This window comes from Mesorhizobium sp. ArgA1, assembly GCF_053714375.1.
Genome location: NZ_JBSKBQ010000006.1, coordinates 123,340 through 148,787, shown reverse-complemented (window position 1 = coordinate 148,787; position 25,448 = coordinate 123,340). Strand labels below are relative to the sequence as shown.

24 protein-coding genes are annotated in these 25,448 nt (G+C 63.2%); 11 read left to right on the top strand and 13 right to left on the bottom strand.

What is annotated here, in order from left to right; all coding sequences use genetic code 11:
• The first annotated feature begins 37 nt into the window (after positions 1 to 37).
• The 8 genes from ACWGTI_RS16465 to ACWGTI_RS16430 all read left to right on the top strand — a co-directional run bounded on the left by ACWGTI_RS16465 (position 38) and on the right by ACWGTI_RS16430 (position 9,952).
• Positions 38 to 688: an RNA-binding protein gene (locus ACWGTI_RS16465; protein WP_112566403.1), complete on the top strand. Its 651-nt coding sequence runs from the start codon at positions 38 to 40 to the stop codon at positions 686 to 688.
• Positions 685 to 3,249, top strand: coding sequence for a translation initiation factor IF-2 (gene infB / locus ACWGTI_RS16460; protein WP_454588081.1), 2,565 nt, complete (start codon positions 685 to 687; stop codon positions 3,247 to 3,249). The genes ACWGTI_RS16465 and infB overlap by 4 nt, the downstream gene beginning before the upstream one ends.
• Positions 3,250 to 3,360: 111 nt before the next feature.
• Positions 3,361 to 3,780: a 30S ribosome-binding factor RbfA gene (gene rbfA, locus ACWGTI_RS16455; RefSeq protein ID WP_454576588.1), complete on the top strand. Its 420-nt coding sequence runs from the start codon at positions 3,361 to 3,363 to the stop codon at positions 3,778 to 3,780.
• A complete protein-coding gene (gene truB, locus ACWGTI_RS16450; protein WP_454588080.1) occupies positions 3,780 to 4,751 on the top strand; it encodes a tRNA pseudouridine(55) synthase TruB in 972 nt (323 codons plus the stop codon). The genes rbfA and truB overlap by 1 nt, the downstream gene beginning before the upstream one ends.
• A 44-nt stretch (positions 4,752 to 4,795) precedes the next feature.
• Complete coding sequence (gene corA, locus ACWGTI_RS16445; RefSeq protein ID WP_454588079.1) at positions 4,796 to 5,890, top strand: magnesium/cobalt transporter CorA; 1,095 nt, start codon at positions 4,796 to 4,798, stop codon at positions 5,888 to 5,890.
• Positions 5,891 to 5,987: 97 nt separating this feature from the next.
• Positions 5,988 to 6,362 (top strand): 30S ribosomal protein S15, encoded by a 375-nt coding sequence (gene rpsO / locus ACWGTI_RS16440; RefSeq protein ID WP_281401875.1) that lies wholly within the window; start codon positions 5,988 to 5,990, stop codon positions 6,360 to 6,362.
• Positions 6,363 to 6,642: 280 nt separating this feature from the next.
• On the top strand, positions 6,643 to 8,790 hold the full coding sequence (gene pnp / locus ACWGTI_RS16435) for a polyribonucleotide nucleotidyltransferase (protein ID WP_454588078.1): 2,148 nt from the start codon (positions 6,643 to 6,645) through the stop codon (positions 8,788 to 8,790).
• Between the two features lie 148 nt (positions 8,791 to 8,938).
• Positions 8,939 to 9,952 carry a class I SAM-dependent methyltransferase gene (locus ACWGTI_RS16430; protein ID WP_454588077.1) on the top strand — a complete coding sequence of 338 codons (1,014 nt, stop codon included), beginning with the start codon at positions 8,939 to 8,941 and terminating at the stop codon, positions 9,950 to 9,952.
• A gap of 14 nt (positions 9,953 to 9,966) precedes the next feature.
• Here ACWGTI_RS16430 and ACWGTI_RS16425 read toward each other — a convergent pair whose 3' ends face one another.
• From ACWGTI_RS16425 to fabA, 4 genes are all read right to left on the bottom strand, one after another.
• Positions 9,967 to 11,520, bottom strand: a complete 1,554-nt coding sequence (locus ACWGTI_RS16425; RefSeq protein ID WP_454588076.1) for a putative bifunctional diguanylate cyclase/phosphodiesterase — start codon at positions 11,518 to 11,520, stop codon at positions 9,967 to 9,969.
• A gap of 310 nt (positions 11,521 to 11,830) precedes the next feature.
• Entirely contained in the window at positions 11,831 to 12,643 is an 813-nt protein-coding gene (gene fabI, locus ACWGTI_RS16420) for an enoyl-ACP reductase FabI (protein WP_454588075.1), read from the bottom strand.
• 13 nt (positions 12,644 to 12,656) lie between these two features.
• On the bottom strand, positions 12,657 to 13,877 hold the full coding sequence (gene fabB / locus ACWGTI_RS16415; protein WP_454588074.1) for a beta-ketoacyl-ACP synthase I: 1,221 nt from the start codon (positions 13,875 to 13,877) through the stop codon (positions 12,657 to 12,659).
• Positions 13,878 to 14,001: 124 nt separating this feature from the next.
• Positions 14,002 to 14,517, bottom strand: a complete 516-nt coding sequence (gene fabA / locus ACWGTI_RS16410) for a 3-hydroxyacyl-[acyl-carrier-protein] dehydratase FabA (protein WP_023669566.1) — start codon at positions 14,515 to 14,517, stop codon at positions 14,002 to 14,004.
• 242 nt (positions 14,518 to 14,759) lie between these two features.
• Between fabA and irrA the strand changes: the two genes are divergently transcribed.
• Both irrA and ACWGTI_RS16400 read left to right on the top strand, forming a co-directional pair.
• Positions 14,760 to 15,191 (top strand): iron response transcriptional regulator IrrA, encoded by a 432-nt coding sequence (gene irrA, locus ACWGTI_RS16405; protein ID WP_454588073.1) that lies wholly within the window; start codon positions 14,760 to 14,762, stop codon positions 15,189 to 15,191.
• Positions 15,192 to 15,202: 11 nt separating this feature from the next.
• Positions 15,203 to 15,562, top strand: a complete 360-nt coding sequence (locus tag ACWGTI_RS16400; RefSeq protein WP_454588072.1) for a DUF4260 domain-containing protein — start codon at positions 15,203 to 15,205, stop codon at positions 15,560 to 15,562.
• An 18-nt stretch (positions 15,563 to 15,580) separates the two neighbouring features.
• On the opposite strand, the gene ACWGTI_RS16395 is transcribed toward ACWGTI_RS16400, so the two are convergent.
• Positions 15,581 to 16,138: an SH3 domain-containing protein gene (locus tag ACWGTI_RS16395; protein WP_454588071.1), complete on the bottom strand. Its 558-nt coding sequence runs from the start codon at positions 16,136 to 16,138 to the stop codon at positions 15,581 to 15,583.
• A gap of 157 nt (positions 16,139 to 16,295) precedes the next feature.
• On the opposite strand from ACWGTI_RS16395, the gene ACWGTI_RS16390 reads away from it, so the two are divergent.
• Positions 16,296 to 17,297, top strand: coding sequence for a 2-hydroxyacid dehydrogenase (locus ACWGTI_RS16390; protein WP_454588070.1), 1,002 nt, complete (start codon positions 16,296 to 16,298; stop codon positions 17,295 to 17,297).
• Here the strand turns inward: ACWGTI_RS16390 and ACWGTI_RS16385 are convergent.
• From ACWGTI_RS16385 to dnaA, 8 genes are all read right to left on the bottom strand, one after another.
• Entirely contained in the window at positions 17,294 to 17,872 is a 579-nt protein-coding gene (locus ACWGTI_RS16385) for a GNAT family N-acetyltransferase (protein WP_454588069.1), read from the bottom strand. The two genes, ACWGTI_RS16390 and ACWGTI_RS16385, sit on opposite strands and share 4 nt — an antisense overlap.
• Positions 17,869 to 18,303, bottom strand: a complete 435-nt coding sequence (locus ACWGTI_RS16380; protein ID WP_454588068.1) for an aconitase X swivel domain-containing protein — start codon at positions 18,301 to 18,303, stop codon at positions 17,869 to 17,871. The genes ACWGTI_RS16385 and ACWGTI_RS16380 overlap by 4 nt, the downstream gene beginning before the upstream one ends.
• The gene (locus ACWGTI_RS16375; RefSeq protein WP_454588067.1) at positions 18,300 to 19,553 is read right to left on the bottom strand and encodes an aconitase X; all 1,254 of its coding nucleotides are present in this window, start codon (positions 19,551 to 19,553) and stop codon (positions 18,300 to 18,302) included. The genes ACWGTI_RS16380 and ACWGTI_RS16375 overlap by 4 nt, the downstream gene beginning before the upstream one ends.
• Entirely contained in the window at positions 19,550 to 20,038 is a 489-nt protein-coding gene (locus tag ACWGTI_RS16370) for a GNAT family N-acetyltransferase (RefSeq protein ID WP_454588066.1), read from the bottom strand. The genes ACWGTI_RS16375 and ACWGTI_RS16370 overlap by 4 nt, the downstream gene beginning before the upstream one ends.
• A gap of 4 nt (positions 20,039 to 20,042) precedes the next feature.
• A complete protein-coding gene (locus tag ACWGTI_RS16365) occupies positions 20,043 to 20,798 on the bottom strand; it encodes a molybdopterin-synthase adenylyltransferase MoeB (protein ID WP_454588065.1) in 756 nt (251 codons plus the stop codon).
• Between the two features lie 100 nt (positions 20,799 to 20,898).
• Positions 20,899 to 22,038 (bottom strand): DNA replication/repair protein RecF, encoded by a 1,140-nt coding sequence (gene recF, locus ACWGTI_RS16360; RefSeq protein ID WP_454588064.1) that lies wholly within the window; start codon positions 22,036 to 22,038, stop codon positions 20,899 to 20,901.
• Positions 22,039 to 22,096: 58 nt separating this feature from the next.
• Positions 22,097 to 23,215 (bottom strand): DNA polymerase III subunit beta, encoded by a 1,119-nt coding sequence (dnaN, locus tag ACWGTI_RS16355; protein WP_454588063.1) that lies wholly within the window; start codon positions 23,213 to 23,215, stop codon positions 22,097 to 22,099.
• A 200-nt stretch (positions 23,216 to 23,415) separates the two neighbouring features.
• Complete coding sequence (gene dnaA / locus ACWGTI_RS16350; protein ID WP_454588062.1) at positions 23,416 to 24,960, bottom strand: chromosomal replication initiator protein DnaA; 1,545 nt, start codon at positions 24,958 to 24,960, stop codon at positions 23,416 to 23,418.
• Between the last annotated feature and the right edge of the window lie 488 nt (positions 24,961 to 25,448).

The following is a 25,448-nucleotide window of genomic DNA, read 5'->3' as shown; positions in this document are numbered from 1 at the left end:
GTGAAACCGCATCGCACACAACCCGCCCCAGGACGAGATGAACGATCGCACCTGCATCGTTACCCGCAGGCAAGCCGAGCCGGATGAGCTGATCCGTTTCGTCGTCGGCCCGGATTCGGCCGTCGTTCCGGACATCAAGAGAAACCTGCCCGGCCGTGGTTGTTGGGTGAGCGCCGACCGCCTACATATCGACAAAGCGGCGGCGAAGAACCTGTTTGCCCGCGCCTTCAAGGCGCAAGTGACCGTGCCGCCCGATCTCGGTGGCATGGTCGACGGACTGCTCGCACGATCCGCTCTTGGCATGCTCGGCCTTGCCCGCAAGGCCGGCGCGATCGCTCTCGGCGCCACCAAGGTCGAGAGCGCGGTGCGCAGCGGGCTGGCGCTTTTCGTGCTCCACGCGACCGAAGCGTCCGACGACGGCGTGCGCAAGATCAGCCAGGCGCGGCGGGCAACTGTCCACCTCGGCGGGCCCGCGGTTCTTGCCTACAAACTTTTCTCCGAGGCCGAGTTGAGCTTGGCATTGGGGGGCACAAATGTGATACATGCTGCCGTTCTCGCGGGAGACGCGGGGAAGGCGGTTGAGAAGCGCATGGTTGCGCTCGACCGATATCGGGGCGGAACCCCCGACGATCTGGCAATGCTTGCGGCCGTTGCTGACGAAGATGATGCTGCAGAGGATATGGAATGAACGATACGAAATCGGGCGACGACAAGACGTTGAGTGTTACACCGAAGAAGACCTTGACGCTGAAGCGCCCCGGTACCGAGCAGAGCGTCGTGCGCCAGAACTTCTCGCATGGCCGCACCAAGCAGGTCCAGGTCGAGATCAAGAAGCGCAAGTTCTCCATGCCCGGCGACAAGCCGGAGCCGGTGGCTGCACCCCTTTTGACGCCCAAGCCCGCGGTTGTGGCGGCCCCCGTGGTGCAGGAAGCGCCCAAGGCGCCGCCCCCGCCGCCGCCGGTCGAACGCAGCGGCATGGTGCTGAACGAATTGTCGCGCGGCGAAATGGAAGCCCGGCGCAGGGCGCTCGAAGGCTCCAAGGTTCGCGAAGTCGAGGATCGCCAGCGCGCCGCCGAAGACGCCAAGCGCCGCGCTGAGGACGAGGAGCGCCGCAAGCGCGAGCGCGAGGACTCCGCGCGCCGTCAGGCAGAGGAAGAAGCCCGCCTGCAGACCGAGGCCGAGTCCCGCCGCCGTGCCGAAGAAGAGGCACGCCGCCGTGCGCCGCTGGCTGCCGAGCTGGTGGCATCGGACGACGAGGAAGAGGTCAAGCCGAAGCGCACCGGCGTCGGCGTCCCGGTTCGCCGTCCGGTCACGCCCGAAGTGGCGCGCCCGGCCAAGCCGACCAAGGCAGAGGAAGACCGTCGTCGCGGCAAGCTGACCCTCAACACGGCGCTTTCCGACGAGGATGCGCGCGCCCGCTCGCTGTCGTCGATGCGCCGGCGCCAGGAAAAATTCAAGCGCGCGATGCACAATGAGCCGCGCGAAAAGGTTATGCGCGAAGTGATCCTGCCCGAAACCATCACCATCCAGGAACTGGCGCAGCGCATGTCCGAGCGCGCCGTCGATGTGGTCAAGTACTTCATGAAGCAGGGCCAGATCCTTAAGCCGGGCGACATCATCGACGCCGACACGGCCGAGCTGGTCGCCACCGAATTCGGCCACACGGTCCGCCGCGTCGCCGAGTCCGACATCGAGGAAGGCCTGTTCAACATCGCCGACAATGCCGAGGACCTTGTGTCGCGGCCGCCGGTCGTGACCATCATGGGCCACGTGGACCACGGCAAGACCTCGCTGCTCGACGCTATCCGCAACGCCAATGTCGTTTCCGGCGAGGCCGGCGGCATCACCCAGCATATCGGCGCCTATCAGGTCGAGAAGAACGGTCAGAAGATCACCTTCATCGACACGCCTGGCCACGCCGCCTTCACGGCGATGCGCGCTCGCGGCGCCCAGGCCACCGACATCGCCATCCTGGTGGTGGCGGCCGACGACAGCGTCATGCCGCAGACCATCGAATCGATCAGCCATGCCAAGGCGGCCGGCGTTCCGATCATCGTGGCGATCAACAAGATCGACAAGCACGGTGCCGATCCGCAGAAGGTGCGCTCGGAACTGCTGCGCCATGAGGTGTTCGTCGAATCCATGGGCGGTGAAGTGCTGGACGTCGAAGTGTCGGCGACCAAGGGCACCAATCTCGACAAGCTCTTGGAAGCTATCCTGCTGCAGGCCGAAATCCTCGACCTCAAGGCCAATCCGGACCGCACCGCCGAGGGCGTCGTCATCGAAGCCCAGCTCGACAAGGGCCGCGGCCCCGTCGCCACAGTGCTGGTGCAGACCGGCACGCTGATGCCGGGCGATATTCTCGTCGCCGGCAACGAATGGGGCCGGGTGCGCGCGCTGGTCAACGACCGCGGCGAGCAGATCAAGGAAGCGCCTCCGGCCATGCCGGTCGAGGTGCTTGGCCTGCAGGGCACGCCGCAAGCCGGTGACCGCTTCGCCGTGGTCAACAACGAGGCCCGCGCCCGCGAAATCACCGAGTATCGCCAGCGTCTGGCGCGCGAGAAGGCAGTGGCTCGCCATGCCGGCCAGCGCGGCTCGCTTGAACAGATGATGTCGCAGTTGCAGACGAGCGGGTTGAAGGAATTCCCGCTGGTCATCAAGGGCGACGTGCAGGGCTCGATCGAGGCGATCAACGCCGCTCTCGACAAGCTTGGCACCGACGAGGTGCGTGCGCGCATCGTTCATGCCGGCGCCGGCGCCATCACCGAAAGCGACGTGTCGCTGGCGGAAACTTCCGGTGCCGCAATCATCGGCTTCAACGTCCGCGCCAACGTGCAAGCACGCGCGGCCGCGGCGGCCGCGGGCATCGAGATCCGCTACTACTCGATCATCTACAACCTCGTCGATGACGTGAAGGCGGCGCTCTCGGGCCTGCTTTCGCCGGAACGTCGCGAGACCTTCATCGGCAATGCCGAGATCCTCGAGATCTTCGACATCACCAAGGTCGGCAAGATCGCCGGCTGCCGTGTCACCGAAGGCAAGGTCGAGCGTGGTGCGGGCGTGCGCCTGATCCGCGACAACGTCGTCATCCACGAAGGCACCCTGAAGACGCTCAAGCGTTTCAAGGACGAAGTTGCGGAAGTCCCGGGTGGCCAGGAATGCGGCATGGCCTTCCAGAACTACGAGGACATGCGCGTCGGCGATATCATCGAGTGCTTCCGCGTCGAGATGGTGACCAGGACGCTCTGAGTTCGTATACTGTTGATACGACCGGGCGGTGGTCGAAAGGCCGCCGCCCAAACTTTATGAGACATGCGGCACGGTCCCATCCCGCGCCTCACGCTTTCAGGATTGAGAAAAATGCCCCGTCCAACTGTCTCCAGCCCATCCCAGCGCATGTTGCGCGTCGCCGAACAGGTGCGCCATGCACTCTCCGAAACCTTGCAGCGCGGCGAGATCATCGATCCGCTGATCGAGAATACTGTGGTATCGGTCTCCGAAGTGCGCATGTCGCCTGACCTGAGAGTAGCCACCGCTTTCGTGTCTCCGCTCGGCGCCAAGGATACCGGCGCGGTGATCGATGCGCTGAACAAGCATGCGAAGTTCGTGCGCGGCCGGGTTTCCGGCGCGCTACGGCAGATGAAATTCATGCCTGAGTTTCGCTTCAAGCTCGACACGTCCTTCGACAATTTCGCCAGGATCAACGACCTCTTGAAGTCGCCCGAAGTGGCGCGTGATCTCGGACCTGAAGACAATCAAAACGACAAGGACGAGAAATAGTGGGGCGCCGCGGCAAGAAGAAGGGCCGGCCGATTTCCGGCTGGGTGGTGCTGGACAAGCCGGTCGGCATGGGTTCGACCGAAGCTGTCTCCAAGATCAAATGGCTGTTCCAGGCCGAAAAGGCCGGCCATGCCGGCACGCTCGATCCGCTGGCCTCCGGCATGCTGCCGATCGCACTCGGCGAGGCCACCAAGACCGTGCCTTATGTCCAGGACGGCGCCAAGATCTATCGTTTCACCGTCGCGTGGGGCGAGGAGCGCTCGACCGACGACCTGGAAGGCCCGGTGACACAAAATTCCGACCGGCGTCCGGCCGAGGCCGACGTCAGGGCGCTGCTGCCGAACTACACCGGGGTCATCATGCAGACACCGCCGCAATTCTCGGCCATCAAGATCGCTGGCGAGCGTGCCTATGACCTTGCCCGCGAGGGCGAAACGGTCGACATACCCGCGCGGGAAATCGAGATCGGCCGCCTCGATATTGTCGAGCACGCCGCCGATCGCACGCTTTTCGAAGTCGAATGCGGCAAGGGCACCTATGTGCGCTCGCTGGCCCGCGACATGGGCCGCGACCTTGGCTGCTTCGGCCACATCGTCGAATTGCGCCGGGTCGAGGTCGAGCCCTTCACCCAGGAAGATTTCGTCACCGTCGCTGAACTGGAAGCCGCCCGTTTCGGCGAACAAAGCGAAGCTGACGGCGATGCCGACGCAGGCGCTGCCGATGCGCCGATCGACTTCGGCGCCATCGATGCGCTGCTTGTCGATACGGCGGCGGCGCTCGACTGCCTGCCGCAGATCGCCATCAGCGACGAAGCGGCGACCAAGATCCGCCTTGGCAATCCAGTCATCATCCGCGGCCGCGACGCACCCGTGGAAGCCGAGGAAGCCTGCGCCACCGCGCGAGGCAAGCTGGTCGCCATCGGCGCCATCGAACAAGGCATGTTCAAGCCGAAGCGGGTCTTTGCCGGCTGACCACTCTCGTCTAGTTTTACGTCGAGGTTACATCCGAGGGGCAGATGGCAAAGGCTGAGGCGGTGGAGAAGCGGGCGCCGGTGAAAACGCGGCGGCCGCCGGTCGGCGCCTCGCCGGGCACGCTGATTGCCGATCCGGCGGCGCGCCGCTCCGAGCTCCGGCTGACACTGATCTCGCCGGAAAAATACAAGACCATCGAACAAGCCAGCATCGATGATCTCAACACCCATTGCGACAACTGGCCGGTCGTCTGGCTGGACTGCACCGGGCTCGCCAACATCCAGCTGATCGAGGAGATCGGCAGGATTTTCAACCTGCATCCGCTGGCTCTGGAAGACGTGGTCAACACCGGCCAGCGGCCGAAGGTCGACTTCTTCGAAGACCACGCCTTCGTCGTCATGCGCATGATCGACGACGTCAAGGTGCATCGCTACGAGCAGATCGCGGTGTTCTTCGGCAAGAATTTCGTCGTCACCTTCCAGGAGCGCGAAGGCGATCCGTTCGACCCCGTGCGCAAGCGCATCGCTGCGGCGCTGCCCAACCGCTTGCGGTCGCGCGGCGCCGACTATCTGGCCTATGCGCTCATCGACTCCATCGTCGACAGCTATTTCCCGCCGATCGAGGCCGCTAGCGAGGAAGTCGATGGCATCGAGGACGAGATGCTCAACACGCCGCACAAGCATCAGATGCGCCAGCTGCACGAATTGCGGCGCGATGCCAATGTGCTCAAGGGCGTGCTGTGGCCGATGCGCGATGCGCTGGCGACGCTGATCCGCAATGATGTGCCCTACGTGAAGGCCGAGACGAAGATCTTCTTCAACGACACGCTCGACCACGCATTGCGGCTGATCGAGCTGGTCGAGAACCAGCGCGACATGCTGACCGGCCTGATCGAAATGCATCTGTCGCTGAGCCAGGCGCGCACCAACGATGTCATTTCCTATCTCACCATCGTCTCGGTGATCTTCATGCCGCTCACCTTCCTGGTTGGTATCTGGGGGATGAATTTCGACCCCGAAAGCTCGCCATGGAACATGCCGGAACTGAAAGCCTATTATGGCTACCCGGCTTCGCTGCTGTTCATGCTGGCCGTTGCTGCCGGCCTGATCGTCTTCTTCAAAAGCAAGAAGTGGTTATAGGCGTCCAGCATCAGGGAAATCTTGGATTCCCCAGCAAAAAGCCTGCGACAAGCCGGCTTTATGAATCGGGCTGGTGTTTTCCGGGGAATTGCCCTATATGCGCCGCAGCATCGCGCCATGTCGCGTTGCTTGCACCGGCCCCTGCTGGACGACATCCCGGCTGAGGGCGACCCGTTTCCTCAAACAGATAAGGAAAAACACGATGTCGATTACTGCCGAGCGCAAAAAGGAATTGATGGGTGAATTCGCAACCGCCAAGGGCGATACCGGGTCTCCGGAAGTCCAGGTGGCCATCCTTTCCGAGCGCATCAAGAACCTGACCGACCACTTCAAGGACCACAAGAAGGATAACCATTCCCGCCGTGGTCTGCTCGCTCTCGTCTCCCAGCGCCGCAGCCTGCTTGATTATCTCAAGCGCAAGGACGACGCGCGCTATCAGACGCTGATCGAGAAGCTCGGTCTGCGCCGTTGACGAATTGACCGGCGGGCTTTCCCTGGGAGAGCCCGCCGGTCGCGCATTCTGCCAGTCGTATCGATTGGCCAGACCCGGTTTCGAGCGTGCAGAGGGCCACTCGAAACCGCCCATGGACGGTCATGGGGCAGGATTGCAGGACGCTCGTGCGCTGACCAGCGCCGAAATTTACCCGAGCTTCCCGTTGTCTTGCCCGTGGCTGCCCGAGAAAGGAAGCCAGGGAAAGGGCATCCCCGCACCGTGAAACGGCGCGGCCCTTTCCGCTTATTAAGGACAAGACATGTTCAATCACCACAAAGTGGAAATCGAATGGGGCGGCCGTCCGCTCATCCTGGAAACCGGCAAGATTGCGCGTCAGGCTGACGGCGCGGTGCTCGCGACCTACGGCGAGACCAAGGTTCTCGCCACGGTCGTCTCGATGAAGGAGCCGAAGCCAGGCCTCGATTTCTTCCCCCTGACCGTCAACTACCAGGAAAAGACCTATGCCGCCGGCAAGATCCCGGGCGGCTACTTCAAGCGCGAAGGCCGTCCGAGCGAAAAGGAAACGCTGGTTTCCCGCCTGATCGACCGCCCGATCCGCCCGCTCTTCGCCGACGGCTACAAGAACGACACCCAGATCGTCGTCACCGTCGTCCAGCATGATCTCGAAAACGATCCGGACATACTGTCGATCGTCGCCACCTCGGCCGCTCTGACGCTCTCGGGCGTCCCCTTCATGGGCCCGGTCGGCGGCGCCCGCGTCGGCTACATCAACGGCGAATATGTGCTCAACCCGCATGTCGACGAGATGCAGGAATCCAAGCTCGACCTCGTTGTCGCCGGCACCGCCGACGCCGTTCTGATGGTCGAGTCCGAAGCCAAGGAACTCGGCGAAGAGCTGATGCTCGGCGCCGTCATGTTCGGCCACAAGGGCTTCCAGCCGGTTATCGACGCCATCATCAAGCTGGCCGAAGTTGCCGCCAAGGAGCCGCGCGATTTCACTGCGCCGGATTATTCCGCGCTTGAAGCCGAGATGCTGAAGATCGTCGGCGACGAGCTTAGCAACGCCTACAAGAACGTCGACAAGCAGAAGCGCTACGCCGCCGTCGACGCCGTCAAGGCCAAGGTCAAGGCAGCGTTTGCCCCGGCCGAAGGCGAAGACGTCAAGTACACGTCCGAGCAGATCGGCTCGGTGTTCAAGGAACTGCAGGCCAAGGTCGTGCGCTGGAACATCCTCGACACCGGCTCGCGCATCGACGGCCGTGACCTCAAGACGGTCCGCAAGATCGTCTCCGAAGTCGGCGTTTTGCCGCGCACCCACGGTTCGGCGCTGTTTACCCGCGGCGAGACCCAGGCGCTGGTCGTTGCAACGCTCGGCACCGGCGAGGACGAGCAGTATGTCGATTCGCTGACCGGCATGTACAAGGAGAAGTTCCTCCTTCACTACAACTTCCCTCCCTATTCCGTCGGTGAGACCGGCCGCATGGGTTCGCCGGGCCGCCGCGAAATCGGCCACGGCAAGCTCGCCTGGCGCGCCATCCGCCCGATGCTGCCGAGCGCTGACCAGTTCCCCTATACGCTGCGCGTCGTCTCGGAGATCACCGAGTCCAACGGCTCGTCGTCGATGGCGACCGTTTGCGGCACCTCGCTGGCGCTGATGGATGCCGGCGTTCCGCTGGCCAAGCCCGTCGCCGGTATCGCCATGGGCCTGATCAAGGAAGGCGAGCGCTTCGCGGTCCTCTCCGACATCCTGGGTGACGAAGATCACCTTGGCGACATGGACTTCAAGGTCGCCGGCACTGCCAATGGCATCACCTCGCTGCAGATGGATATCAAGATCGAGGGCATCACCGAGGAGATCATGAAGATCGCGCTGGATCAGGCCAAGGATGGCCGCCAGCATATCCTTGGCGAGATGGCGCATGCCCTGACCGGCGCCCGCCCCGAACTCGGTGAGTTCGCGCCGCGCATCGAGGTCATGCATATCCCGACCGACAAGATCCGCGACGTTATCGGCTCCGGCGGCAAGGTCATCCGCGAGATCGTTGAGAAGACCGGCGCCAAGATCAACATCGAGGATGACGGCACGGTCAAGATCGCTTCGGCCAACGCCAAGGAGATCGAGGCGGCCAAGAAGTGGATCCACACCATCGTCGCCGAGCCGGAAGTCGGCGAGATCTACGAAGGCACGGTCGTCAAGACCGCCGACTTCGGCGCTTTCGTCAACTTCTTCGGTCCGCGTGACGGCCTCGTCCACATCTCGCAGCTTGCCAACGACCGGGTCGCCAAGACCTCGGACGTCGTCAAGGAAGGCGACAAGGTCTGGGTCAAGCTGATGGGCTTCGACGAGCGCGGCAAGGTCCGCCTGTCGATGAAGGTCGTCGACCAGGCCACCGGCAAGGAAATCGCCCGCGACAAGAAGGCCGAAGGCGAAGAAAACGCCGCCTGAGCGGTCTGATAGTGACATTGAAACGGGCGCGGCATAGGTCGCGCCCGTTTTCGTTTGGAGCAATTTCAGGAAAAGTGTGAGCGGTTTTCCCGGGAAAAGCGCGTCGCGCTTTCCCTTGGGAATTTGCGTCAAAACAAAGAGAGCAAGAATGGCCGCTGAGCCGCTGAAGACACTGTTCCATCCCTTCGAAGCCGAGGCGCTCCCTCTGCCGCAAAAGGGCGAACGTGTCCTGTTCCTGGGCGCGGAACCTGGTTTCCGCTTGCCTGAAGGCTTCGAGGCGGCGCTCCATCTCGTGCAAGGTTTCCGGCCGCATTTCCGCGCCCTGGAGCGTGCCGGCCACAAGGTGACGCCGCAGCCTGAAGGCGATGCATTCGATGCTGCCCTCGTGCTTGCCGGCCGCCATCGCGGCCAGAACGAGATGCGCCTTGCCGAGGCAATCGCACGCGTCGCACCCGGGAGGCTCATCGTCATCGCCGGTGGAAAAGAGGACGGCATCGACAGCCTGCGCAAGCGCATCGACGAGCTTGTCCCGCTCGAAGGGCATATGCCGAAGCATCACGGCATTGCCTTCTGGCTTCGCCGTCCTGTCGATGTGGCCGCTGCGGAAAAACTCCGGACCGCCAACCCTGCCGCGCTGATCGAGGGCCGCTTCCGCACAGCGCCCGGCATGTTCTCCTTCGACCGCATCGACGCCGGTTCGAAACTTCTTGTCGATAACCTGCCCAAAGACCTGCACGGCCACATCGCCGATTTTTGCGCCGGCTGGGGCTATCTCGCAGTCGAAGTTGCAGCCCGCTCACCTGGTGTCACGGGGCTCGACCTCTACGAAGCGGATTTCGACGCGCTGGAGGCGGCGAAGGGCAATGTCGGCCAGACCGGCTTCGAGCCAGGCTTCTTCTGGATAGATCTGCTGAACGAGCCGGTCGAGCGGCGCTATGATGCCATCGTCATGAACCCGCCCTTTCATCGCAGCCGGGCTGCCGAGCCCGAAATCGGCGCCGGCATGATCCAGGCGGCGGGCAAAGCGCTGAAGCCTGGCGGGCGGCTGTTCATGGTGGCAAATCGTCAGCTGCCTTACGAACCGGTTCTGAAGGCCGTCTTCTCCAGCCATGCCGAACTTGCCCGCGATGGCATGTTCAAGGTCTTTGCCGCGCGCCGTTGAGACGCCAGCCTGCCTCAATGCATGCTGACGATGCGCGCCGGCTCGTGGACGGGAATGGTCGCTCTGATCTCGCCGGGCTTGATCCTGAGTGGCGCCGGCCTGCCGAACAGATAGCCTTGCACCATCTCGCAGCCGGCCGCCCGCAGGAGCGTCGCCTGGTTCTCGGTCTCGACGCCTTCGGCGATGATGCCGACACCAAGCGCCCGTGACAGACCGACGATGGTCGAGACGACGGCACCCGAATTGGAATCAGTGTCCATGCGGCTGATGAAGGAGCGATCGATCTTCAGCTTGCCGAAGGCGAAGTCGATCAGATAGCTCAGGTTGGAATAGCCGGTGCCGAAATCGTCGACGGCCACTGAAATGCCCATGTCGGCAAGCTGTTGCAGGATGATGGCGGCGCGGTCGCGGTCCTGCATCATCGCCGTCTCGGTCAATTCGAGCTCCAGCCTTGACGGCTTGATGCCGGTGCTGGCCATAGTGTCACGCACGATACCGACGAAATCCTTGGTCATGAACTGGACCGGCGAGATGTTGACGGCAACGAAACAGTCCTCGGGCAAATGGCGGGCGTCGCTGCAGGCCTTGTGCAGCACCCAATTGCCGATCGGGTGGATCATGCCGGTCTCTTCGGCGATCGGAATGAACTCCATCGGCGGGATCATGCCGCGTTCAGGATGCTTCCAGCGGATCAGCGCCTCGTAGCCGACGATGCGGCCGCTCGGCAGGTCGAGCTGCGGCTGGTAGTGAAGGTCGAAATCGCCGCGGTCGAAAGCAATGTGCAGCTCGGATTCGACCCAGTGGCGGTAGTCGGCGACCTGGCCCATGTCGGAATGGAAGACCGACCAGTTGCCCACTCCGCCCGCGCGGGCATTCTGCAGCGCCAGGTTGGAACGACGCAGGATGAGGACCGGATCGATGCCGTCCTTCGGCATCGCCACGATACCCACTGACAGGCCGATCGATTGCAGGTGGGAATCGAGCTGATAGGGCTTGAGCATCTCCTCGATCAGGGTTTCGACAGTGGCTTCCATCGATCCCTGGATCTCATGTTCCGACACGAGGACGGCGAATTCGCCGGCGCCGATGCGCCCCATCACCGTGCCTTCAGGCATGGAGGCCCTCAGCCGCTTGGTGAAGGCACTTATCAGTTCGTCGCCATGGCTGTAGCCGATAGCGTCGTTGATCTGCTTGAAGCGGTCGATGTCGATATCGATGAGGAACACCGGCTCGCCGGTCTTTATCGTCGCCGACGCCGCGTCGGCAATCTTGCCAACCATGGCCGGCCGCGACAAAAGCCCGGTCAGCTTGTCGAAATGGGTTTCGTTGAAGACGTAATCCACCGATTCATCGACGCCGGCGAAGAAGGACAGGGCCGCACCGGCGGCGGCTAGCGCGCACAGGGCCGACGCGATGCCGACCATGGTTCCCGCCTGCATGCCGGCAAAGCCGTCACCGAAACCGAACTTGAGACCCCAGAGCCCGAGAACGAAACTGCCAAGGCCCGAGGCGGCGACGGTGAGCAGTCGGAACACAGGTGTTCGCTTCGGGTTGCTGACAGCAGGCATTGCTCAGTCCCTGTTGCATGATCCCAAAAATCAACACGACTTTTCCGGAAAGATCACACGAGAATTCATGAATCCTAAAGCATCCCTTGCGCCCAGAAAGAACGCACAATGCTCTAGCCATAGGACTTATAGCACGTATCTCCTTAAAATGGGTTTCCGCCAATGCATCTAATTTTACCGGAAGAAACCAGAGCTTTATCGCGAAAGGCGGTCTCAGCTTTTCCCCGGGGCAAGCGGGAACCGTTTGTCCGGAGATCATGCTTAACCAAAGAGATAGAGCCCACCCCGATCCCATCGGGATGGAACAGCTCTAATCGCGTCCGCTGTCGGTCTGCTTCAACTCATCGAGTGTTGGCATCGACACGATGTGATAACCGGAATCGACATAATGGATCTCGCCGGTGACGCCTGACGAGAGGTCGGACAAAAGATAGAGCGCCGAGCCGCCGACCTCGTCGATGGTCACGGTGCGGCGCAGCGGCGAGTTTCGCTGCTGGTAGGAGTACATGTGCCGCGCGTCCGAAATCCCGGCGCCGGCCAGTGTGCGCACCGGCCCCGCCGATATGCCGTTCACCCTGATGCCGCGCGGGCCGTAATCATTGGCGAGATAGCGCACGCTGGCTTCCAGCCCGGCCTTGGCGACTCCCATGACGTTGTAGTTCGGCATGACGCGGACGGAGCCGGCATAGGTCAGCGTGATCATCGCGCCGCCGTCGCTCATCAGCGGGGCAGCATGGCGGGCGATCTCGGTGAAGGAATAGCAGGAGATGACCATGGTGCGGACGAAGTTGTCGCGGCTGGTATCGGCGTAGAGCCCCTTGAGCTCGTTCTTGTCGGAAAAGCCGATGGCGTGCACGACGAAGTCGAGCCCGCCCCATTCCTTGCCGAGTGTCTCGAAGGTGGCCACGACCGATGCGCTGTCCTCGACGTCGCATGGCACGACCAGTGACGCCCCGAGCTTCTCGGCGAGCGGCTTGACGCGGCGCCCGAAGGCGTCGCCCTGATAGGTGAAGGCGAGGTCTGCCCCATGCTCGGACAGCTTCTTGGCGATGCCCCAGGCGATCGAATGATCATTGGCGACGCCCATGACAAGCCCACGCTTGCCCTTCATCAGTCCGTCCATGCCCGGCAAATCCTTATGCGGAATAGCGCTGGAAAATCAGCGTTGCGTTGGTGCCACCGAAACCGAACGAATTGGACAAAACCGTGTCGATCCTGGCGTCGTCGATACGCTGGCGCACAATCGGCATGCCCTCGAATTCCGGATCGAGGTTTTCGATATGGGCGCTCTCGCCGATGAAGCCGCCCTGCATCATCAGGATCGAGTAGATCGATTCCTGCACGCCGGCCGCACCCAGCGAATGGCCGGTCAGCGACTTGGTCGAGGTAATGAACGGCATCTTGTCGCCGAACACCTCGCGGATGGCGCCCATCTCTCGGGAATCGCCGACCGGCGTCGAGGTGCCGTGGGTGTTGATGTAGTCGACCGGCGTCGACACGGTCGCCAGCGCCTGGCGCATGCAGCGAACCGCGCCTTCCCCCGACGGCGCCACCATGTCGTAGCCGTCCGACGTCGCGCCGTAGCCGACGATCTCGGCATAGATCTTGGCGCCACGCGCCTTGGCGTGTTCGAGTTCCTCCAGGATGAGGACGCCCGCGCCGCCGGCGATGACGAAGCCATCGCGATTGGCGTCATAGGCGCGAGACGCGGTTGACGCCTTGTCATTGAATTTGGACGACATCGCGCCCATGGCATCGAACAGATCCGACATCGTCCAGTCGAGGTCTTCATGGCCGCCGGCAAACATCACGTCCTGCTTGCCCCACTGGATCAGTTCGTAGGCATTGCCGATGCAATGCGCGGAGGTCGAACAGGCCGACGAGATCGAATAATTGACGCCGTGGATCTTGAACCAGGTGGCGAGCGTCGCCGAAGCGGTCGACGACATCGCCCTCGGCACCGCGAACGGACCGATGCGTTTCGGACTTTTGTTCTTGAGCGTGATCTCGGCCGCCTCGACGATGGTGCGGGTCGAGGGGCCGCCCGAGCCCATGACGATGCCGGTGCGCTCATTGGTGACGTCGCTTTCGTCAAGCCCCGCATCGGCGATCGCCTGGTCCATTGCGACATGATTCCAGGCAGCGCCCTGGCTCAGGAAGCGCATGGCGCGGCGGTCGATCATGGCCGACGGGTCGAGCGTCGGCGCGCCCCAGACCTGGCAGCGGAAGCCGTGTTCGGCGAAGGAATCGGAGAAGCTGATGCCGGATTTGGCATCGTAGAGCGAGGATTGCACCTCGTTGGCATTGTTGCCGATCGACGATACGATGCCGAGGCCTGTGACGACGACCCTTCTCATTCGCAACTCCTTCCAGCGGATGATCCCGAAACCGTAGTCGGTTTTCGTCGGCGATCATACGCAAAATCAAAGTGCTGCAGCGTCATTGCGCGTTTCGGGAAACGCCCTGCTGCAGTGGCGCCGGTCAGGCGGCCGATTGCTTGGACAGCCCCACCTTGAGGTCCGTCGCCGCGTATATGGGTTCGCCGTCGGCCTTAAGCCAACCATCGGCGATGCCGAGCACCAGGCGCCCGCGCATGACGCGCTTGAAATCGATGCCGTATTCGACCTTCTTGACCGACGGCGTCACCATGCCCTTGAACTTCACTTCGCCGGTCGACAGCGCCATGCCCTTGCCTGGTTCGCCGAGCCAGCCGAGGTAGAACCCCGTCAACTGCCACATCGCGTCGAGGCCCAGGCACCCCGGCATGATCGGATTGCCGATGAAATGGCAGGCGAAGAACCACAGGTCCGGCTTGATGTCGAATTCGGCGCGGATGAAGCCCTTGTCGTGGGCGCCGCCGGTCTCGCTGATTTCGGTGATGCGGTCGAACATCAGCATCGGCGGGTAGGGCAACTGGGCGTTGCCGGGCCCGAACAGCTCGCCGCGGGCACAGGCCAGCAATTCCTCATAACCGTAGCTGGATTTTGAACCCGCCATCAATCTCGTCCCCATGATAGTCCAGGGCGGTGGGCGCCCTTGTCGTTGGTTTCCTAACACAATCCATTTCGAGCCGGAAACCGGCGTTTGCGCTTAACCCGCCCGTCTGCCCGGGTCAATGCGCGCTATTGATCGCATTCGGCCAACAGAATATATGTCGAGAGGCATCCAGTTTCGGCGGTTGACGTTTTTTTGCCACTCTGGGCGTGTCTTGAGGCAGAACTGTGGGCTTGGACGGATTGATGGATCTGGGCTGCCGGAAGGAAAATGTCGCTGTGGACAAGCGGGTTCGCGAAGCCGGCCTAAGGCCGACACGCCAGCGCATCGCGCTGGCCGATCTGCTGTTTGCCAAGGGCGACCGCCATTTGTCGGCCGAAGAGCTGCATGAGGAGGCGATCGCTGCCGGTGTGCCGGTCTCGCTTGCCACCGTCTACAACGCCCTGCACCAGTTCACCCAGGCCGGCCTGCTGCGCATCCTGGCGGTCGAGGGCTCCAAGACCTATTTCGACACCAACACCTCCGATCACCATCATTTCTACATCGAAGGTGAAAACCGGGTTTTCGACATCGAAAGCGGCCCGGTGACAGTCTCCAACCTGCCGGAGCCACCCGCAGGCATGGAAATTGCCAATGTCGACATCGTGGTGCGGCTGCGCCCGAAACGCAGCATCTGAGCAGCACCTCAATGAAAGCACTAGATCTGGCGGTCCGGCTGGAATGGATAACGATCGCCGCGGTGGCTGTTGTCTTTTATGCCGTCTCAGGTGTTTCCTGGTGGCTGTTTGCCCTGCTCATCCTGGCGCCTGACCTGTCGATGCTCGGCTACTTTGCCGGGCCGCGCGTCGGCGCCATCGCCTACAATGCCTTGCACATCCTGATTGTCCCGCTGCTGCTGGCGCTCGCCGGACACATCCTTGCCAACTCGACGGCGATCGCGATTGGTCTGATCTGGATCATTCACATCGCCGTCGACCGCGCGCTCGGCTACGGCTTGAAGTTGGCGAGCGGCTTCCAGGACACCCATCTCGGCCGCATTGGCCGTTAGGCGACCTTTCCAGCAATCTCAGTTCTTGACGTGTTCGCCGGGATAGGCGCCCCACACCTGCGACTGGGCGATCCAGCCGGTATGGCCGTCGAAGGTCATTTCGCACCACTGACCGTCGCAGGTTTTGATCGTGCCCGTCACGCCGGGCTCGATGATGGCGACGACGCTGGCGTCCTTGTCCGCATCGTCGAGCAAATTGATTCGGCCACCCTTGCCGCGCTGCCAGGGCGCCACGATCGCTGTGCGGCGGCCTGACAGCAGCGACTGGTTGATCCAGCCTTCTGAACCGTCGGCATCGCGCACGCGTCGCCAGGTGTCGAATTCCTGGATGATTTCCATCGGCAGGCCGGCCTTGGTGTACATCCAGTCGACGGAATAGTTGGCGCCGGGGCCGACGCGCGAGTTGACGCGGGCCGATTTCAGACTGACGAAACGCGGCAGCGGCAGGCCGCTCGGGCCGAGCGTGACCGTCTGCACAGGTGCCGCGGCACCTTGCGCCGCGGCGTGCGGGGAATGCAGGAGAGCGCCGAGAAGCGCTGCGCTGAGGACCAGGCGAAGCGACGCGAAACCAGACACTTTCGTTCCTTTCGGCGCGTGCCCTTTGGCCTCGGCGCCCCTTTTTCTTTGTCTTCGGCGGCACCGCTTGTTACAGGAGTGGCAGGCACCGCGACCGGTATTCAGTTTCGCCTGTCTTGGTTAAAGAGGTCTCAACGAGATCGGGTTCGAGGAAACAATGGCAGGCAAAAAACGGCCTCTCGTCGTCATCACACGCAAGCTCCCCGATCCGGTCGAGACCCGCATGCGCGAACTCTTCGACGCCAGGCTGAATGTCGAGGACAGGCCGATGACACAGCCGGAGCTGGTCGCGGCGATCAAGGAAGCCGACGTGCTGGTGCCGACCATCACCGACCAGATCGACGCGGCGCTGATCGCCCAGGCCGGCGACAATCTCAAGCTGATCGCCAATTTCGGCAATGGCGTCGACAAGATCGACGTGGAGGCGGCGGCCAGGAAAGGCATCACCGTCACCAATACGCCGAACGTGTTGACCGAAGACACCGCCGACATGACCATGGCGCTGATGCTGGCGGTGCCGCGCCGGCTGGCGGAAGGCGCCGCCGTGCTGACCAGCGACAAGAAATGGGCCGGTTGGTCGCCGACATGGATGCTCGGCCGACGCATCTGGGGCAAGCGGCTTGGCATTGTCGGCATGGGCCGCATCGGCACCGCCGTCGCCAGGCGTGCCAAGGCGTTCGGCCTGTCGATCCACTACCATAACCGCCATCGCGTGCTGCCGGCGGTCGAGGAAGAGCTGGAGGCGACCTATTGGGAAAGCCTCGACCAGATGCTTGCCCGCATGGACATCATCTCGGTCAATTGCCCGTCCACCCCGGCGACCTTTCATCTCCTGTCGGCGCGCCGGCTGGCGCTGCTTCAGCCCACCGCTTACATCGTCAACACCGCGCGCGGCGACATCATCGACGAGGAGTTTCTGGTCAAGCTGATCCAGGACGGCAAGATCGCCGGCGCGGGGCTCGACGTCTACGAGCACGAACCGGCGCTGAACTCAAAACTGCTGAAGCTGGCGGCCAAGAACAAAGTGGTGCTGTTGCCACATATGGGCTCGGCGACGCTCGAAGGCCGAATCGACATGGGCGAGAAGGTCATCATCAACATCCGCGCCTTCGTCGACGGCCACCGCCCGCCGGACCGCGTGTTGCCGCTCAGGACCTAGAAATCCCGCTTCATCATGACCCATTCGCGCGGGCCGCTCCTGCCGCGATAGGCAACCCAGGGAAGCTTGTCGGCGACACGGAAACCGAGCCTTTCATAGATAGCAATCGCGGCAATGTTCGCGTCTTCGACGGTCAGGCACAAGCCTTTTGCTCCGACTGAGCTGGCCAGGTCTCCGGCATGGGAAAGCAGTCGCGTTGCCAGGCCTTCGCCGCGGAATTCCGGATAGGTGGCAATCGCGAGGATCGACCAGTAGCCGATGAGTCGTGTTTCCAGGGTGATCAGGGGCACGAGGGCTGGCGAGATCTGCGCCGGATAGTCCTCGTTCTTTTCAAGCAACTCCCCGACCAATCCGGCGGCTACCGTCCCCCCGACCTCGGCCAGCCAGGACTTGGAGAAATGGAATGGCGAGTTCGCGTCGGCGGATGCGGCCTGGCGTGCCGCCTCCAGTACCGCATGATCCTCGCCGCTGTTTCTGATCCAACTGTCGAGATCGATGCCATGGCCGGCGATGTCGACGAAAGCGGCGACATGGAGCGCGTCGTTTTTGGCCGCCGGGCGAATGAGGACGCTCATGCCGTTCCCTCCGGGATGCCGGCGCGTGGCGCGATCGACCCATCATCGCCGACAGCCACTCGGCCGCCTCGAAAAAGGTCGAATTGATCCCGACCGAGCCGCACTGCCATCGGCGTTTCCCAGCCCATTTCACGGGCGACGATAAGACCGAGCAGCAGGATGGCGTCCGGCTCATGCAGCACGAGTGCAGCCGGCGCATGGCCATTGTGGACGAGCTCCAGCAGCACAGCGGAGGCCGAGGACGAGCCGATCGTGCCCGGCAGGAACAGCACGCGGCCCGAAACGGGCTCGCCATGCTGCGGGTGGCGGACATCGGCGATGTGACCGCTCATCGGGTCCACGCCGCCCCAGAAGCTGATCGGCGCGGTCAGCACCAGTGCTTCGCCTTCGCCACCGCTGCCCGGCACCAGGATTTCGGCGACGGTGCTCATGCGGCGATATCCGTAAATCGTGGCTTGCCGGCAACCGCGCTTTCGACGCAGTCGGCCAGCGAGCCATAAAGCACGGCGTAGCCAGTATTGCCCGGCGCGTATTGCGCAAATTTTCCCGAATTGGTCATCAGCACGCCGCCGGCTAGGTCCGGCAGGATCGGCGTCACCACCACGCAGGTGTCGGCAACGATGAGGACGCCGCTTGCCTCGAGCGTCTTGCGCCGGCCGTTCTGTTCCAGTGTGGCGAGCACATGGCGGCCGGTGCAGGCATAAATCGGCACGCTAAGCCGCCGCCCACCGATCAACCGCTCCAGCGCTTCGAATTCGGCCGAAGACAGGTGCGGACTGCCGATCGCCACCGCATCGATGGCGGTCTGCGTGGCTGCTGTGGACAGGCTGGCACGGGCCCTCGTGGCCATTTCCGGCGTGACGCGGATCATCGTTTCCGGCCTTCCGCCGGCCAGGATGGTCGCAGCGTCGGGCGCCTCGGGTGTCACGCCGGCAATGTGAAACAGGCCGACGGCGCCAGACGATGCCGCCGCCGCGCCAAAAGCTTTCAGCGCATCCTCGCCGGGATGACAGGATACGCCGGTGACGACGCCGACCGCATTTCCGGCTTCGCGGCCATAGAGGCTGCCCAGCACAGGCCATACGATCTCCGAACCAAGGAAAGAGACGGAGAGGCCGGAGACGTCGAACACCAGCCGCGCCTGCCGGTTCTCGACGCGGTGCAGGCCGCAATCCGGCGCGCGGCCGGATATGGCGCAGGCAATGTCGAGGAAATCGCCGTAACGGTTGGTGCGCGCGCCCAGCACCGAATTGCAGAAGACAACGGCGTTGGATTCGCCCCAGGCGACGTCAGTTCCCTGGGCTGGCCTATGGCCAGCCTGATAGGGCGCGCAGGTCCAGCTCTGCTCGCAGCCCAGTTTGCGGTAGGCCTCCATCATCCGCCGCGCCATGCCGCGCGCCGGCTCTTCGAGGCGCACGCGCGAGCAGCCCATTAAATCGAGTGCGCCGACATTGAGCGTCGAACGCACGGCGACGCGCGCGCCGCCCGCGACCAGCCTTTCGGCAAACAGCGTGCCGGAATCGCCGTGATAGAGCGCGCCGTCTATGTGCGCCGAGGCGATCGGGATAAGCCGTGGCGCGCCGAGAAGCGCGGCACTTTCGGCAACGATGCGCATGGCCATCGCCGCCCCGTCATGGCCGGAGGCGACGGCCTGCTCCTGCGCGCTGAGGGCGAGGCTCACTTGAGCTCCTTGCGCATGGTGATCGAAGTCGGCCGGTCATAGCCCTGATGCGCGGTGCGCGCGGTTTCGCGAAAGCCGAGACGGTCAAAGGTTGCGTGATTTGCCGTGAGTTCGATCCTTGTCTGGAGTTCGATGGCGGACTTGTTGCGGCCGCCGGCAAATTCCTCGACAGCCTGCATCAGTTGCCCGCCGATGCCTTGCCCCTGAAATTCAGGCTCGACGGCGAGCTTGCCGACATAGACATCGGCGGTCCTCTCGAGAGCGAAAACGCAGCCGGCGATCCGGCCGTCCCGCAGAGCCAGGAACACCGTCTCGCGGCCAGCCCTGTCCCTTAGATTTTCTACGTTCAGCAGATGCGCCGAGGAGGGCGGGTCGATGACACCGTCCATCGGCGCGAAGGCCCGCATGATCAGGCCAAGCAGTTCGTCCCAGCGATCGAAGCCGGGGCCAGGCTGCGTGACCAAAACACCGGCGGACTGATCCATGCGCTCAGCTTCTCTTGTAGCGGATCGTGTCGAAACGCGCCGACAGCGCATCGTAGAGAAGCAGCCGACCGACCAGCGGTTCGCCGATGCCGGTGATCAGCTTGATCGCTTCCATCGCCTGCAGCGTGCCGATGACGCCGGTCAGCGCGCCGACGACGCCGGCAACGGCGCAGGAGGGTACCAGCCCTTCCGGCGGCGCTTCGGGAAAGAGGTCGCGATATCCCGGGTTCGGTCTGCCGTCGGCGCCGGTCTCGAACGGTATCAGCACCGTCACCGAGCCGTCGAAGCGGCCGACGGCGGCATGCACCAGCGGCCGCCTTTCCGCCGCACAGGCATCGGCCACGACGTAGCGCGTCTCGAAATTGTCGGAGCCGTCGACAACGATGTCGTAGCGCGCAATGAGGGCAGCGGCATTGTCGGCCGTCAGCCTGAAATCGTGCGGCTCCACCGCGACATGGGGATTGATGCGGGCGATGGCCGCTTTGGCGCTTTCGGTCTTGGCCGTGCCGATCGTGTCGGTGGCGTGGATTACTTGCCGTTGCAGATTGGAAAGCGAGACGGTGTCGTCGTCGACGATGCCGAGCGTGCCGACACCGGCGGCAGCAAGATATTCCAGCACCGGCGCGCCGAGGCCGCCGGCGCCGATGACCAGCACCCGAGCCCGCTTCAGCCTCTGCTGGCCGGCGCCGCCGATCTCGGGCAGCACTATGTGGCGCGCATAGCGCTCAAGCTCTTCGTCGGTCAGGGCGGCAGGGGTCATTGCCGAACCATATAGCGGGTAAAAAACCTTGTCAGGTCCTAATGCATGTCGCCCAAAAGTGTGTATCGGTTTTGGGACAACGACATGCATAAACAAAGGTTTAGACTGTTGGTCCAACCGTGCCATGGTCGACCGTGAGGAACTGCGCGCGTCCCCTCAGGCTGGAAAACAGCGCCGCATCGGTTCCGGTCATGAAGGCCTGGCAATTCAGGTCTTCCAGGATCGAGAACAGCGCGGCGCGCCGGCCCGCGTCGAGATGCGCGGCGATCTCGTCGAGCAGCAGGACCGGCGTCATCCCCGACATCTCGCCGGTCAGCCTCGCATGCGACAGCACCATACCCACCAGCAACGCCTTCTGCTCGCCGGTCGAGCAGAGTTCGGCCGGCATCGCCTTGGGGCGGTGGCGCACGAGAAGATCCGAACGGTGCGGACCGTCCAGCGTGCGTCCGGCGGCGCGGTCGCGCTCGCGGCCATCGGCGAGGGCGGCGCGATAGCGTTCCTCGACGTCGACGGCTGGCGAAGTGGCCACATCGCTTTCCAGGTCGCCGAACAGACTGATATCGGCTTGCGGAAACGGCCCGCTGGACGGCAGCCTGTCGATCATGGCGGCGAGCAGGCGCACAAGTTCGGCACGCGCGGCGGCGATCGCCACGCCGGTCTCTGCCATCTGCGTCTCGATGGCCTCGAACCATGCGCCGTCACGCGAGCCTTCTGTAAGCAAACGGTTACGGCCGCGCATCGCCTTTTCATAGTCGAGCGCCCGCTGGCCGTGGCCGGGATCGATCGCCAGCACCAGCCGGTCGAGAAAGCGCCGCCGGTCGGCGGCGGGTCCCGGAAACAGGCCGTCCATGGCTGGTGTCAGCCAGACGACGCGCAGCCACTCCAGCATGGCGTCGGCCGAGCGAGCAGGCGCGCCATTGATGCGCACCTTGCGGCCGCCCTCACCGGCGGCATCCCCACCGGTGATGCCGGTGCCGATCTCGACCTGACCCTCAGGCCCGTCTAGCCTTGCATGCAGTGCAAAACCGCCATCGCCACCTTCGCGCGCAACGTCGGCATAGGGCGCGCGGCGCAGGCCGCGGCCTGGCGTCAGCAGGGAAATGGCTTCCAGGAGATTGGTCTTGCCGGCGCCATTGTCGCCGGAAAATACAACTGCGCCCGGGGAAAGGTCGATCGACAGCGCCGCATAGTTGCGGAAATTGGTAAGTGTTAGCTTACTTATATGGCTGGGCTGAGGCAACCGCTATCCGCCTGTAGAAGTCGCCGCAATCGTTGCGCAGTGCTGAGCCGCAGTGCGGCTACACCCGCATCGGCATCAGCACGTAGAGTGCGGTCTCGTCGGCCATGTCGTGGATCAGCGTCGGCGAGCCGGCATCGGCCAGCATGAACTTCGCTTCCGTGCCGGTCAATTGCGCGGCGACGTCGAGCAGATATTTGGCGTTGAAGCCGATCTCGATCGGGTCGGACGAATAATCGGCCGCCAGTTCCTCGGTGGCGCTGCCCGAATCCGGATTGTTCACCGCAAGCGTGATCTGGCCTTCGGTGATCGAAAGCTTCACCGCGCGGCCGCGTTCGGAGGAAATGGTCGAGACGCGATCGACGGCGGCGGCGAAGCTTTGCCGGTCAATGATCAGCTTCTTGTCGTTGCCGGTCGGGATGACGCGCTGATAGTCTGGGAAGGTGCCGTCGATCAGCTTCGAGGTCAAAACCACGCTGCCGATGGTGAAGCGGATCTTGGTGTCGGACAATTCGGTGGTCACCGCGACATCTGGATCGTCGACCAGCTTCTGCAACTCGCTGACGGTCTTGCGCGGAATGATGATGCCCGGCATGCCCTCGGACCTCGCCGGGGCGTCGATTTCGGCGCGCGCCAGGCGGTGGCCGTCGGTCGCCACGGAGCGCAGCTTCAGCTTGCCGCCCGTCTCATGCGTGTGCAGATAGATGCCGTTCAGATAATAGCGCGTCTCCTCGGTGGAGATGGCGAACTGCGTCTTCTCGATCAGACCTCTCAAGGCGACGGAATCGAGCCGGAAGATATGCGAGAAGGATCCGGCCGAAAGCTCGGGGAAATCGGACTGCGGCAGGCATTGCAGACGAAAGCTCGAGCGGCCCGACGTCACCGTCATGGCGTTGCCGTCCTCGTCGGTCTTCAGCATCACCTCGGCGCCGTCGGCGAGCTTGCGGACGATGTCGTAGAGCAGGTGCGCCGGAACCGTCGTCGCCCCGCCGCGCTCGACCTTTGCTGGTGTCGCTTCGGTCACTTCGAGGTCGAGGTCGGTGGCTTTCATTTCAAGGCTGGCGCCCTCGGCGCTGAGCAGCACGTTGGACAGGATCGGTATGGTGTTGCGCCGTTCGACCACGCGATGAACGTGGTTGAGCGACTTCAGGAGATTTGACCGTTCCAGGATAACACGCATGACGAAACAGGCTCGCTTGAATGAATGAACGGGTCACCAGTGGGCGGCGCCCCGCGAAAGGTCTGAACAGGCTCAGAATCTACGCAAACTGACAGGAAAAAGCCAATAAACGCAAGCCTGCGCCACCGGTTCGCGCCGGTTACGCAGGCTTTCTGGGGATAAAGCTGGCGAACCCTGCCAACCGGGTACTATCGCGCCGCTCAGGCCTGGTCGTTGATCAGCCTGCGCAACAGTTCCAGTTCCTGCGCCAGCGTGTTGTCGACGCCGGAAAGGTCCTCGATCTTGCGCACGGCATGCAGCACCGTGGTGTGATCGCGACCGCCGAAACGCCTGCCGATTTCCGGCAGCGAACGCGGCGTCATCACCTTCGACAGATACATGGCGACCTGCCGCGGCTTGACGATGGTGCGCGTGCGCCTGTTCGACAGAAGCTCTGTTTTCGACACATTGTAATGGCGCGCCACGATGCGCTGGATGTCCTCGATGCGCACCCGCTTCGGCTCGCCGGAGCGATAGATGTGGCCGAGGATTTCATCGATGCGGTCGATGGTGATCGCCGGCTCGAACGACTGACGGAACAGAAGCTGGTTGAACGCGCCTTCCAGTTCACGCCCGCTGCCGGTCACGGTGCGGGCGACATGGTTGAGGATCTCCTCAGAAATATCGAGCGACGCATCGTCGACCTTGGCTGTCGCAAGCCGCAGCTGGAGCATGCCGATGCGCATGGCGAAGTCCGGCGCCGACATTTCGAGCGCTACACCGCCGTTGAGGCGCGAACGCACGCGCGGCTCCAGCGATTCCAGTTCCGACGGCGGCCGGTCGGCGGCGACCACCACCTGCTTGGCGCTGTCGAGCAACATGTTGATGAGATGGCAGAATTCATGCTGGATCGACTTGCCCTGCAGGAACTGCATGTCGTCGATGATCAACAGGTCGATGTCGCGCAGCTGTTCCTTCAGCGTCAGCGCATTGTTGTCGCGGATCGCGGTGGCGAAGCGCCACATGAAATATTCGGCCGTCAGGTAGACGACGCGCGATTTCGGATTCTGTTTGAGCGACTCCGCCGCGATCGCCTGCAAGAGGTGCGTCTTGCCGAGCCCGACGGTGGCATGGAGGAACAGCGGATTGAAGCGCACCGCGCTCGACTGCGATTCCGCCACCGCTTTGGCGGCAGCGAACGCCACCCGGTTCGAAGGGCCTTCAATAAAGGAACCGAACGTGTAGCGCGGATCAAGCGGGGACCCCAGCACATTGTGCCGGAACTCGGCCTCGATCGGCGTACCGGGGCGAGGGGCGGGCGCCCGCTCCACCCGGCCCGGACCCGCCGTTCCGGCCGCCAGTGCGGTCTGCGTCTGCTTGGTCATCTTGCGCGCAGGCACGGCTTCGGGCTCGACGCCATTGCGTGCCGGACGGGTCGCGGTGCGCACCACGATCTCGATCTTCAGGACCTCTGGATCCTCGTGCTTCCACAGATCGGCGATGAGATCGAGATAGTGGCCATTGATCCACGAGCGCAGGAAGGCCGTGGGCACTGAGATGCGTACAATGCCCCGGGAAGCCTCCGCCACCTTCATCCGCCCGAACCAGCTCGAATAGACCTCGGTTCCCAGACGCGCCTTCAACTGGGCCCTGACCCGGTCGAACTTCTGGTCCGCGTCGCTGGAAGCCGCCATGTCGTGCGCTCCGACCAATGTTCCAGGAAATGGCAGGTCGCCCGTAAGATCCCGCTCGATGCCGCTCTGCATGATTGTGCGTCCCTTGTTCTTTTGTACCTTTTTCCGCCGGGAGTGCGCCTCCTGCACCCATGTTTCCGACGACCGTATCTTCGCTACAACACCACCGCCGCCGCCGGCGATGACGTTGCCTCGTCAGCAAGGGATCGGTCCCGGCTGCTTAAAGCCAGTCCGTCTGACATGTTCGGGCAAAGCGACACCACCCGGCGAAAACGCCGGTGCGCCATCGATCTGCCATGTACAAATTACGCCAGTCCCCTACCGTATCGAAAAGACAAACCATACCCGTTCGCGGAATTGATCCGCGTCATGAATTCCGCCACTGTGAGCTGGCCGATTCAGGCTGGGTTATGGGCTAATGGCCCGTCCCTTTCGATGGACAGACCTTACCGAAATCGCTGTGGATAGGGCAAGGCCACGTCTAACGGATTTTTAAGGAATCTGGTTACTGATGAAGGGTTCGGGTCCCGTCCTGGAACCGCAGATTTTGACAAAGCCAT